We start from the raw sequence: 11,575 nt of genomic DNA on the forward strand, positions 1-11,575 counted from the left end.
GGTGCACTGTAGGCTGCACGGTGTGCGGCGCGGGATCGTCGGAAGCGACGAATCTCCGCGGCCTCGCCTCGGTGTTTTCCCCCGCTTCGTCGGAAGTGACGATTACCGGGCGCGGCGCGCATCCCTAGAGTTGCCGCTGACCATGGAACGAAAAGACTTTCCCTTCGCGCCAGCCCGCCTGGACGCCTTCCTGCGCCAGGCGCTGCCGGACCTGCGCGGCGAGCTGGAGCTGGAGCGCATCGGCGGCGGCCAGTCCAACCCGACCTTCTTCGTGAGCTACGCCAACCGCCGGCTGGTGCTGCGCACGAAGCCCGCGGGCGCGGTGCTGCCTTCGGCGCATGCCATCGACCGCGAGTACCGCGTCATGCAGGCGCTCGCGGCCAGCGACCTGCCGGTGCCGCGCATGGTGCTGTATCACGCCGGCCTCGACGTCATCGGCACGCCCTTCTACCTGATGGAGCGGGTGGAAGGCCGGGTGTTCGCCGACGCTTCGCTGCCGGGCCTGGCACCGGCGGAGCGGCGCGCCCTCTATTTCGAGATGGCCGCGACCATGGCGAAACTGCACGCCGTGGACGTCGCGGCGCTGGGCCTGGCCGACTACGGCAAGCCGGGCAACTACTTCGAACGCCAGCTGGCCCGCTGGAACCAGCAATGGGGCCTGTCGCGCACGCGGCCCAACCCGGAACTCGACACGCTGCTCGCGTGGCTGGGCGCGCACCTGCCGCGCGACGAGCAATGCGGGCTGGTGCACGGTGACTTCCGGCTCGGCAACCTCATGTTCCATCCCACCGAGCCGCGCGTCGTCGCCGTGCTGGACTGGGAACTTTCCACGCTGGGCCATCCGCTGGCCGACGTCGCCTACAACGCCTGCGCCTGGCGCACGCTGCCCGGGGAGTACGGCGGCCTGCGCGGGCTGGACCTGGCGGCGCTGGGCATCCCGGCGGAGGACGAGTACCTGGCGAGTTACTACCGCGCGGCCGGTGGCGAGCAGCGGGCGGCGCCCTTCCACTACGGCTTCGCCCTGATGCGCTGGTCGGTGATCTTCGAAGGCATCGCGGCCCGTGCGGCCGACGGCACGGCCGCCGCCGCCGATGCCGCGGCGGTGGGCGCGCTTGCCGGCGCGATGGCACGGCGCGGCCTGGAAGCCGTGCACGCAAACTGAAGGAGGACCCATGGAATTCGGCTTTTCCCCGGACGACCTGCAACTGCAGGAACGCATGCGCGAGTTCATGCAGCGCTTCGTGCTGCCCGCCAACCGCGACTGGCTGCGGCTGGCCGAGCGCGGCGCCTATCCCTCGGCGATCGTCGAGCCCCTGAAGGCGCAGGCGCGCGAAGCGGGCTTGTGGAACCTGTTCCTGCCGGGGCTGCGCGACGACGAACCGGGCACGCGCCTTGGCAACCTGCAATACGCGCCGCTGGCGGAGATCATGGGCCGCATCCCCTGGGCGGCGGAAGTCTTCAACTGCAATGCGCCGGACACCGGCAACATGGAGCTGCTGCACCTGTTCGCGACAGGGGCGCAGCGCGAGCGCTGGCTGCTGCCGCTGCTGCGCGGCGAGATGCGCTCGTGCTTCGCGATGACGGAGCCGGATGCCGCCTCGTCCGATGCCACCAACATCGCGACCACGATCCGGCGGGTCGGCGATGAGTACGTCATCAACGGCCGCAAGTGGTTCACCACCGGCGCGAAGCACCCGCTGTGCCGCTTCGCCATCGTGATGGGCGTGAGCGACGAGGGCGCCGAAGCGGCCCGGCACGAGCGCCATTCGATGGTGATCGTGCCGCTGGACACGCCGGGCCTCACCCTCGTGCGCGACCTTCCGATCATGAACCACCATTCACCGGAAGGGCACTGCGAACTGCTGTTCCGCGACGTGCGCGTGCCGGTGGCGAACGTGCTGGGCGAGGAGGGCCGCGGCTTTGCGCTGGCGCAGGCGCGGCTGGGGCCGGGGCGCGTGCACCACTGCATGCGCACCATCGGCCAGTGCGAGCTGGCGATCGAGCTGATGTGCGAGCGCGCGCTGGAGCGGCGCGCCTTCGGCAAGGCGCTGGCCGAGCAGGCCAACGTGCAGGACTGGATCGCCGAGTCGCGCGTCGAGGTCGACCAGGCGCGTTTGCTGGTGCTGCGCGCGGCCTGGCTGATGGACGCGCAGGGCAACAAGGCCGCGCAAGTGGATGTGTCCGCCATCAAGCTGGTGAGTGCGCGCCTGCAGGTGCGGGTGCTCGACCGGGCGATGCAGGTCTTCGGCGCGATGGGCCTGACCGCGGACACGCCGCTGGCCTTCCTGTGGACCTGGGGCCGGGCCTTCCGCTTCGTGGACGGCCCCGACGAAGTGCACCTGCGCACCGTGGCGCGGGCGGAGCTGGCGAAGGCGAAGGCGAATCGAGGGGCGACGCTGGCGTACTACGCTTGAAAGGACTTCCGGACGCAAAGGGCGCAAAAGGACGCAAAAGGACGCAAAAGGACGCAAAAGAAACCCATTTCAATTGGGCTGTTCTTTTGCGTCCTTTGCGTGACCTTTGCGCCCTTTGCGTCCGGAAGTCCTGCAGTCCAGAAGTCCGGAAGTCCGGAAGTCCTGCAACTCGTGGGCCAGCGCCTCCGCCGTCAGGTCAACCGCAGTTCCACTTCGCCGAGCGGCCCGAAATCTGCCCGCAACACCTCGCCTGCACTCGCTGCATAGGCCACCGTGCACGGCCCCATGCTCACGATGTCGCCGGCGCGCAAGGTCTGGCCTTCGCGACCCAGGTCTGCCACCAGCAGGCTCAGCGCCTGCAACGGGTCGACGCCGCCCGGCGCGCCGGTGCCGGCGCGGACTTCCTGGCCGCCCGAGGTCAGCCGCACCTTCAGCGCCGGCAGGTCCAGGTCCTGCCAGTCCGTCACCGGCTCGCCGTGCACCCAGGCGCCGCCGTACAGCAGGTCGGCCAGCATCAGCGGCAGCGGCCGCTGTTCGGGCGCGGTCAGGCGCGAGTCGATCACGTCGATGGCGGGCAGCACCGCGCCGATCGCGTGCAGCAGCACGTCGCGGCCCGGCAGGTAAGGGTGGCCGCCGATTTCCTCGCGCAGGCGCACGGCCAGCGCCAGTTCGACCCGGCACACCAGGTGGTCGGAGCGCGGCAGGCTGGCCGGGCTGCGGTGCGCGCTGGCCGAGAACAGGGGCCCGCGCATCGGGCCGCCCAGGCCCAGGGCGGCCAGGCTGGCCATGTCGCGGGCGCGGATGCGCGTGCCGATGACGCGTCCCCCCAGGCCCGACAACACCGACTGCGCGTGCAGCGCCTGCAGCGCGTAGCCGTCGTGCGGCGTCAGCGCGGCGCCCGCGTCCATCGGCAGGTCGAGCGGGCTCTGCCTGTGGCGCGCGCCGAGCATGTCGCGCACCAGGGCGAGGTCGCCGGATCCGGAAGAGGTCGTCATGTGAACATTCTGGAAAGCAGCCTTGCGCCTGCCAATCGTCGGAAGGGACGATTCGCAGCACCCCGCCGCTATACTGGACCGGCAACGCCGCGCAGGCGATTCGTCCCATCCGACGATGGGCGCGTCCCGCGCGGCGCGGCACAGTAGTACCCCCCATGACGATGACCGCGAGCACCGGGCGCGCCGCCGCCGCGCAGCGCCAGAACCTTCACGCCAAGCTCGTGCCGCCCGCCGCCGTACCCTCGGGCGTGCCACGTTCGGCGATCATCGAAGCGGTGTGCGGTCCCCGCGCGCGCCGCTTCGTGCTGGTGCGCGCCCCCGCCGGCTTCGGCAAGACCACCACCATGCGCGAGTGCGCGGACCATTTCGCGGCGCTCGGCGTGCCCACGGTGTGGGTCACGCTGGACCGCAGCGACAACGACGCCTCGCGCTTCCTGGGCGTGCTGGAAGCAGCGCTCGCCACCCTTCCGGGCCTGGAAGGCGAGGCGGGCGACGCGGAGGCCGGCCCAGCCGGCCTGGGCTCGGCGGCGCTGCAGCTGATGCGCCGCATTGCTTCGCACCCGGAGCCCTTCGCGCTGTTCCTCGACGACTTCGAGGTCATCCACGAGCCGGGCGTGCAGTCGCTGGTGCGCGAGCTGATGGAAAGCCTGCCTCGCTGGACCCACCTGGTGATCGGCTCGCGCAACCTGCCCGAGCTGCGGCTGGGCCGCCTGCGCGCGCAGGGCCAGCTGCTGGAAGTGGAGGCCGACCAGCTGCGCTTTACGCTGGACGAGACGCGCGAATTCTTCGCCGGCCTCAGCACCCAGGCCGCCTTGAGCGCTGAAGACGTCGAACAGCTGCACGCCAAGACCGAGGGCTGGGCCGCAGCGCTGTGGCTGGCCTTCCTGGCGCTGGAACGCAGCCCGTCGCCGGCCAGCTTCATCGCGCGCTTTTCCGGCACCGACCGCGCCGTGGCCGACTACCTGGCCGAGGAAGTGCTGGCGCGCCAGGTGCCGGCCGTGCGCGACTTCCTGCTGCGCACCAGCGTGCTCAAGCAGCTGGAGCCGGGCATCTGCGACTTCGTGCTGGAGCGCAAGGACAGCGAAGTCCTGCTCACCGAGCTCGAAACCACCAATGCCATGCTGGTGCGCGTGGGCGAGGGCGAGCCCAGCTACCGCTACCACGCCATGTTCGGCGGCTTCCTGCGCCAGCAGCTGGCGCGCGAGCAGCCGGACGCCGGGCCGCGCCTGCACCGGCGCGCCGCCGACTGGTACCTGTCGCACGGCCGGCCCGTGCCCGCCATCGACCACGCGCTGGAAGGCGGCGACGTCGCGCTGGCCACCGAACTGATAGAAGCCAATGCGGCGAGCCTGCTGGCGCAAGGGCGGCTGCGCATCCTCTCGCGCTGGCTCGAAGCGCTGCCACCCGCCGTGCTGCAGGAGCGGCCCGAGCTGATGGCGGTGCGCATCTGGGCGGTGTGCTTCACCCGCGGCTCGCGCGAAGCCTCCGAGCTGCTGGCGCGCAGCGGCCTGGCGGAACGCGCCGACCCGCGCACGCGTTCGCACCTGCTGGCCCTGCAGCCGCTGCTGCTGGCCATGCGCGACCACTTCGACGAAGCCTACGCCGCCGGCCGCGAGAACCTGGCGCAGCTGCCCACCGACAACGCGTTCGCCGACATGGTGCTGGCCAATGCGATGACGACGATGGCCGCGGTGCTGGGCCGGCAGGACGAGGCGCGGCGCCTGCTCGACTCCGCGCGCCGGCGCCAGGGCGCGGGCGGCAGCAGCTTCAACATCATGTACTCGGAGGCGGCCGAGGGCATCATCGACCTGCAGGAAGGGCGCCTGCGCCAGGCCGCCGCGCGCTTCAAGCTGGCGCTGAACGCCACCGAAGGCCAGACCCACGGCAACGCCTGGGCCGGTGTGCTGTACGCGTCCACCTGCTACGAGGCGAACGAGCTGGTGCAGACGGCGCACCTGCTGCACGTCTACCTGCCGATCGCGCGCGACGTGCAGCTGACCGATGAGATGATCTCGGGCTACGTGCTGCTTTCGCGGATCGCCTTCCTGAAGGGCGACGTCGACCACGCCTTCCAGGCGCTGACCGAGCTGGAATACCTGGGCCACCAGCGGCAGCTGCCGCGCCTGGTGGCCACCGCGCACCTGGAACGCAGCCGCCTGCACCTGCGCCAGGGCCATGCCACCGCGGCGCGCGAAGAACTGCAGCGCGCCGACGACGCGCCGCTGTGGCAGCAGGCCGCGCAGCTGCGCATGATCGCCAACGACGTCGACTATCTCGCGCTGGCGCGCCTGCGCTGGGAAGCGGTGGCCGGCGATGCGGCCGAAGCGGCGCGCGGCCTGGCCGACGAAATCGCCACGGCGCAGGCCGGTGGCCGCGAGCGGCGGGCGCTGAAGCTGAAGTTGCTGCGCGCGATCACGCTGTACCGCGACGAGCGCCGGCCGGCGGCCTTCACGCTGTTCCACGAGGTGCTGCGAACCGCGTCCGCCGAAGGCTACCTGCGCCTGCTGGTGGACGAGGGCCTGCCTGCAGGCGCGCTCCTGCGCGCCTACCTGGCCGGCGCGCCCGAGCGGCCGCAGGGCGAGGGCGACCCGATCTTCCAGGAATACCTGCAGCGCCTGCGCGAGGCCTTCGCCGCCGAGAACACGCTGGGCGAAACCGCGGCGGCCGGCGAGGCGCCGCAGCTCGCCGAGCCGATGACGCGCAAGGAACTGCGCGTGATCCAGCTGCTGGCCGAAGGCTATTCCAACAGCGCCATCGCCGAAAAACTGTTCGTGTCCGACAGCACGGTCCGCACCCACCTTCGCAAGATCAACACCAAGCTGGGCGTGCACAGCCGCACGCAGGCGGTGGCGATGGCGCGGCGGTGCGGGTTGATCGAGTAGTCGGGGAGAACAGCCAAACGGTATTTAGCGCGGCGACATCCGGATCGCCCCATCCAACCGAATGCACTCCCCATTCAGGTAGGCATTGGTGATGATGCTCTCCGCCAGCTGCGCGAACTCCTCCGGCCGGCCCAGCCGCTTCGGAAAGGGCACGGAGGCCGCGAGCGCGGCGCGCACCTGTTCCGGCGCCGTTGCGAGCAGCGGCGTGTCGAAGATGCCGGGCAGGATGGTGTTGACGCGGATGCCTTCGGCCATCAGGTCGCGGGCGATCGGCAAGGTCATGCCCGTGATGCCGGCCTTCGAGGCCGAATAGGCCGCCTGCCCGATCTGGCCGTCCTGCGCCGCCACCGAGGCGGTGTTGACGATCACGCCGCGCTCGCCGTCGGCGCCGGGCTGCAGGGTCAGCATGCCGGCGGCCGACTTGGCGATGCAGCGGAAAGTGCCCACCAGGTTGATGTCGATGATGCGGGCGAAAGCCGCGATCGGGTAGTGCCTGGTCGCGCCGGTCTCCTTGTCGCGGCTGGCCGTCTTGACGGCGTTGCCGGTGCCGGCGCAGTTGACGAGGACGTTCTCCTGCCCCTGCGCGGCGCGCGCCTGCGCGAAACCGGCGTCGACCGAAGCCTCGTCGGTGACGTCGACCTGGCAGAAGACGCCGTCGATCTCGCGTGCCAGCGCTTCGCCGTTGTCCCGCGAAATGTCGAACAGCGCGACCCGCGCGCCCTGGCTGGCCAGCAGCCGCGCAGTGGCGGCCCCGAGCCCGGATGCGCCGCCGGTCACGACGGCCACCGTATTGCGATCGATCTGCATGCTGCTCCTCCTTGGCCGCGGCGCGCTCAGGCGGCGGCGTAAAAACGTTCACCGCGCCGGGCGCGCGCCTGCAGCGTGGCCGGCACCTGCAGGCCCGCTTGGCGCGCCAGCTCGCACACCTGCGGCAAGCCCAGCCAGTCGGCGTGGTGCAGCGGGCCGCCCAGGTGGCGCGGAAAGCCGAGGCCCAGCTGCAGGCTGATGTCGATCTCGGCGGCGCTGCGCACGACCCCCTCGTCCAGCAGGACGGCGGCTTCGAGGATGCTTGCGAGCAGTACGCGCTCGACGATCCCGGCCTGGGCCGCCGCGTCCGTGGACTGGCTTCGGACGACGCCCGTCGGCTGCGTTCGCTCCGCGCCCGCAGGCCGGGTTCGCGCAGCGACCCCGGCATCCGCGCCCCGCAGCACGGCATCGCCTTCGAACGGCCCCGTCTCCCAACCCGCGCGGCGCATCGCGGCGTCGACCTGCGCGTGCGCCAGGCCTTGTGCCAGCAGGGCTTCGCAAGCAAGCAGGCACGCCGCGTGCACGCGGCGCACCAGCCCGCCTGCCGCGTCGCTCACGCGCAGCGCGATCTTGCCGGCGGCCGCGGCTTCTGCAGCGGCGCGCGCGATTGCGCCGGCATCCGCATCCGCGCCGCCCGCAATCTCGACCAGCGTCGCACCGGGCAGCGGCGAAGTGAACACGCAGGCCGGCGAACCGCCGCCAGACCCCACCCCGCGCGCCAGTTGCCGCGCCAGCCGCTTCACGGCCTGCTGGTTGATGAAGTTGCGCACCAGCGCCGCGGCAGCCTGCGACTTCGCCAGCGTGGCGAAGGCCTGCGCTTCGGCTTCCTGCGCTTGCGCCGCATCCATGGCCGCGGACTGCGCCAGCAATTCGACGGCCGCCGCGGCCGCCGGCAGGCAGGCCGGCACGTCGCGCGCGACGATCGCGCGCCGCTCGGCGACCGCGTGGTCGGCCACGGCCAGCGGCAGCCGCTTCGCCGCCCGGCGCTCGTGGGCATCCGCTGCCGCCGCACGCAGCAGCCGCAGGGCCTGCTCGCGCAGTTCCTCCGGCGCGCTGATGCGATCCACCACGCCGCAGCGCAAGGCCTCGACCGCACCGCGCGGCGCGCCATCGCTGATCCACTCCAGCGCGTGCGCCAGGCCCGCGACGCGCGGCAGCCGCACGGTGCCGCCGAAGCCCGGGATCAGGCCCAGGCCCACTTCCGGCAGGCCGATGCGCGCGCCTTCGGCCATCACGCGATGCGTGGCGACCAGCGCGAACTCCAGTCCGCCGCCCAGGGCGAAGCCGTTGATCGCGGCGACGCTGGGCACGTCCAGCGCTTCGAAGCGCAGGAACACCTCGTTGCTGCGCCGCAGGTAGTCCAGCAGCTGCGGCCGCGGCTGCGCGAAGGTGGCGGTGAACTCGGTGATGTCGGCGCCCACGACGAACACGTCCTTGGCGCTGGTGACGAGGATGCCGCGCAGCCAGGTGACGCTTTCGAGCCGGCGGCGCGCCGTGTCGAGCTCGGCGACGGTGCGCTGGTCGAACATGTTCACCGCGCCGTCGCGGCGATCGAAGCGCAGTTCGACGAAACCGCCTTCCAGCGGATGCAGGCCCAGGCTCTCGCCCGCGAACAGGGTGGCGGAGGCGTTCACTTGCATGTCAGGCCGCGGTGGCTTGCGGGCCACCGCGGCGCGGAATGGCCGCTTGCGCCTGCTGCCAGTCGGCATCGGTCCAGCCGGCGAGGTGGGCGAAGTTGCCGCCGCTCGCCTGGTACTGCGCGCCATCGATGGCGATGGTCTGCCCGTTCAGGAATTCGGAGCCGGGCCCCAGCAGGAACACCGCCAGGTTCGCCAGTTCGTGCATCTGCCCCGCGCGCTTCATCGGGTTGGTGCCCGCGGGGTCGTAGGTGTTGCCGTTCGGGTCCAGCCGGGCCAGCATCCCTTCAGTGGGAAACAGGCCCGGCGCGATGGCGTTCAGCCGGATGCCGCGCCCGCCCCATTCGACGGCCAGCGACTGCGTCATCGTGGCGACGCCGGCCTTCGACATCGCGGAAGGCACGGCGAAAGCGCAGCCGTTCCAGACCCAGCTGGTGACGATGGAGACCACAGTGCCCGGGCACCCCTGCGCCAGCCAGCGCTTGCCGCACTGCTGCGTCACCTGGAAGGTGCCGCGGAACACGATGTTGGAGATGGCGTCGAAGCCGCGCACCGAGATGTCCTCGGTGCGGGCGACGAAGTTGCCGGCCGCGTTGTTGACCAGGCTGGTCAGCGGCCCGCCGTCGGCCCAGATCGCATCGAGCAGGGCGGCAATCGCTTCGGGCTGGCGGATGTCGCAGGCCAGGCCCACGGCCTTGCCGCCATGCGCCTCCATCATCTCGCGCGCCGCCTCTTGCGCCACTTCGCCGCGGCGGCCGCAGACGTAGACCTCGGCGCCGAGTGACAGGCAGGCTTCCGCCATCACGCGGCCGAGGCCGGTGCCGCCGCCGGTGACCAGCACGCGCTGGCCGCGCAGCAGGCTGGGCTTGAAGACGAGTCGATCCAGCTGCATGTCAACGCCGGCCAAAATCGGGCCGCCTCTTTTCCAGGAAGGCCGCGATGCCTTCGGCGAAATCCTGCCCCTGCGTGCAGAGGATCTGGTTGCGGTCTTCCATCGCCATCACGGCTTCCATCGAGGGCCCGTCGATCGCGTGGCGCAGCGCCTCCTTGGTCAGGCGCAGGCCCAGCGGCGTGGCCAGCAGCATGTCGTCGGCCAGGGCCTGCGCTTGCGTTGCCAGTTCCTCGACGCTGCCAAGGCGGCTGACGAGTCCCAGGACGAGTGCGCGCTGCGCATCCAGGAAGCGGCCCGTGAGCAGGTATTCGGAGGCGACCGAGGCGCCCACCATGCGGGGCAGGAAGTAGCTCACGCCCATGTCGCAGCCGCTCAGGCCCAGGCGGATGAAGGCGGCGTTCATGCGTGCGTCCGGCGTTGCCAGGCGCACGTCGCAGGCCAGCGCCAGCGCGAAGCCGCCGCCGGAGGCCGCGCCCTGCACGATGCCTATCACCGGTTGCGGGCAGCGGCGCATCGCGACCATGATGTCGCGGATGCCGTACTGCACCTGCAGCATGTCCTCGACGCCGCGGCCACCGACGTCCGCGTCCTTCAGGTCATAGCCGGCGCAGAAGGCGCGGCCGGTGGCGCGCAGCACCACCACGCGCGCCTGCGAGCGGGCATCCAGGCCGCCGAAGAAATCGCGCAGCTCGCGCGCCAGCTGCGCGTTCAGCGCGTTCAGCCGTTCCGGCCGGTTCAAGGTGAGCCAGGCGGTCTCGCCGCGCAGCTCCACCTGCAGGTGCTCGTACTGCGTTGCCATCACAGCCCCCGGGCGATCACTTCCTTCATGATCTCGCTGGTGCCGCCGTAGATGCGCTGGATGCGCGCATCGGCGTACATGCGGGCGATCATGTACTCGTTCATGTAGCCGAAGCCGCCGAACAGCTGCAGGCATTCGTCGACCACCTTGGCCTGCTGCTCGCTGGCCCACAGCTTGATCATCGAAGCCGTGGTGGTGTCCAGCGTGCCGGCCACCAGGCGCTCGACGCAGTGGTCGACGAACACGCGCGCGGCCTTCGTGGTCGAAGCGACTTCGGCCAGCTTGAAGCGCGTGTTCTGCATGTCGAACAGCGGCTTGCCGAAGGCCTGGCGCTCGCGCGTGTAGGCCAGCGTGGCTTCCAGCGCGCCTTCCATGCAGGCCGCGGCGATCACGCCGATGATGGTGCGCTCGTAAGGCAGGTCGGACATCAGCTGGAAGAAGCCCTGGCCTTCCTGGCCGCCCAGCAGGTTCTCCGCCGGCACCTGCACGTCGTCGAAGAACAGCTCGGACGTGTCCTGGCCCTTCAGGCCCAGCTTGTCCAGCACGCGGCCGACGCGGTAGCCCTTGCAGCCTTCGGTCTCCACGATCAGGATCGACATGCCGCGGGCGCGCTGCTCAGGGTCGGTCTTGGCCACCACCAGCACCAGTTCGGCCAGGAAGCCGTTGGAGATGAAGGTCTTGGAGCCGTTGACGACGTAGTGGCCGCCTTGCTTCACGGCGCGGGTGCGCACGCCCTGCAGGTCGGAGCCGGCGCCCGGCTCGGTCATCGCGATGGCGCCCACCAGCTCGCCGCTGGCCAGGCGCGGCAGGTACTTGCGCTTCTGCGCCTCGGTGCCGTGGCTCAGGATGTAGTGCGCGACGATCGAATGCACCGAAGCGTTCATGCCGGTGAGGGCGCGGCGCGACATCTCGTCGTACAGCACCGCGACGTGGCGGAAGTCGCCGTCGCCGCCGCCGTACTCGGCCGGGATGTCGGCGCACAGCAGGCCCAGCGCGCCGGCCTTGCGCCACAGGGCGTGGCCGACGTGGCCGCGCTTGCGGGCCTCCTCGTCGTGCGGGAGCATCTCGGCCTCGACGAAGCGGCGCACCGTGGCGCGCCAGGTGTCGAGGTCCTCGTCCATCCAGGAAGGGCGGAAGTCGATTGGCATG

General features: G+C 71.2%; 9 protein-coding genes. 3 read left to right on the forward strand and 6 right to left on the reverse strand.

Annotated elements, in window-relative coordinates:
- Positions 1–142: 142 nt before the first annotated feature.
- Positions 143–1,162 (forward strand): phosphotransferase family protein, encoded by a 1,020-nt coding sequence (locus tag HHL11_RS26085; RefSeq protein WP_169421526.1) that lies wholly within the window; start codon positions 143–145, stop codon positions 1,160–1,162.
- Positions 1,163–1,172: 10 nt separating this feature from the next.
- Entirely contained in the window at positions 1,173–2,414 is a 1,242-nt protein-coding gene (locus tag HHL11_RS26090; RefSeq protein ID WP_169421527.1) for an acyl-CoA dehydrogenase family protein, read from the forward strand.
- Between the two features lie 191 nt (positions 2,415–2,605).
- On the opposite strand, the gene HHL11_RS26095 is transcribed toward HHL11_RS26090, so the two are convergent.
- Positions 2,606–3,409, reverse strand: coding sequence for a 2-keto-4-pentenoate hydratase (locus HHL11_RS26095; RefSeq protein ID WP_169421528.1), 804 nt, complete (start codon positions 3,407–3,409; stop codon positions 2,606–2,608).
- Between the two features lie 155 nt (positions 3,410–3,564).
- On the opposite strand from HHL11_RS26095, the gene HHL11_RS26100 reads away from it, so the two are divergent.
- Positions 3,565–6,291, forward strand: a complete 2,727-nt coding sequence (locus HHL11_RS26100) for a winged helix-turn-helix domain-containing protein (RefSeq protein WP_240980435.1) — start codon at positions 3,565–3,567, stop codon at positions 6,289–6,291.
- A gap of 24 nt (positions 6,292–6,315) precedes the next feature.
- On the opposite strand, the gene HHL11_RS26105 is transcribed toward HHL11_RS26100, so the two are convergent.
- The 5 genes from HHL11_RS26105 to HHL11_RS26125 are packed head-to-tail and all read right to left on the reverse strand — an operon-like array spanning position 6,316 to position 11,574.
- Positions 6,316–7,098, reverse strand: coding sequence for an SDR family NAD(P)-dependent oxidoreductase (locus HHL11_RS26105; protein ID WP_169421529.1), 783 nt, complete (start codon positions 7,096–7,098; stop codon positions 6,316–6,318).
- A 26-nt stretch (positions 7,099–7,124) separates the two neighbouring features.
- Entirely contained in the window at positions 7,125–8,738 is a 1,614-nt protein-coding gene (locus HHL11_RS26110) for an enoyl-CoA hydratase-related protein (protein WP_169421530.1), read from the reverse strand.
- Position 8,739: 1 nt separating this feature from the next.
- A complete protein-coding gene (locus HHL11_RS26115) occupies positions 8,740–9,627 on the reverse strand; it encodes an SDR family oxidoreductase (RefSeq protein WP_169421531.1) in 888 nt (295 codons plus the stop codon).
- Between the two features lies 1 nt (position 9,628).
- Positions 9,629–10,426, reverse strand: coding sequence for an enoyl-CoA hydratase/isomerase family protein (locus HHL11_RS26120; protein WP_169421532.1), 798 nt, complete (start codon positions 10,424–10,426; stop codon positions 9,629–9,631).
- Positions 10,426–11,574 carry an acyl-CoA dehydrogenase family protein gene (locus HHL11_RS26125; protein WP_169421533.1) on the reverse strand — a complete coding sequence of 383 codons (1,149 nt, stop codon included), beginning with the start codon at positions 11,572–11,574 and terminating at the stop codon, positions 10,426–10,428. Before HHL11_RS26125 ends, HHL11_RS26120 begins: the two co-directional genes overlap by 1 nt.
- Position 11,575: the final 1 nt, after the last annotated feature.

It is taken from the genome of Ramlibacter agri, from assembly GCF_012927085.1.
In the GTDB taxonomy this organism is placed as follows: Bacteria; Pseudomonadota; Gammaproteobacteria; order Burkholderiales; family Burkholderiaceae_C; genus Ramlibacter; species Ramlibacter agri.